The organism is Halomonas sp. SIMBA_159, assembly GCF_046536035.1.
Taxonomy (GTDB): domain Bacteria; phylum Pseudomonadota; class Gammaproteobacteria; order Pseudomonadales; family Halomonadaceae; genus Vreelandella; species Vreelandella venusta_A.
Window position 1 is genome coordinate 1 of sequence record NZ_JAWJBT010001642.1, and the last position, 235, is coordinate 235.

General features: G+C 49.4%; 1 protein-coding gene. It reads left to right on the top strand.

Annotation, left to right across the window (positions count from 1 at the left end; all coding sequences use genetic code 11):
- On the top strand, nucleotides 1-235 hold a 235-nt coding region (locus tag R0J87_RS24770; RefSeq protein ID WP_498889687.1), incomplete at both ends, for a hypothetical protein.

The window sequence follows — 235 nt, forward strand, 5'->3', positions numbered from 1 at the left end:
TCTGACTGCAAAGCAATTACTGGATCTGAACCCTCAGTACAACGATGATCCCCTTAAACTACAAATCGGCGATACTTTACAAATCACCGAGCTGAGCAGTAACACACAGCCCAAACAACCCGATGCCCCCTCTCCGCTCACCGACATAGAAACAGGAAAAGCTTATCCTTTTGGTAATGTGTGGGGCACCTACAACCAGCGCTACATGATGCCGGACCTGCTGCATATTCAGGCG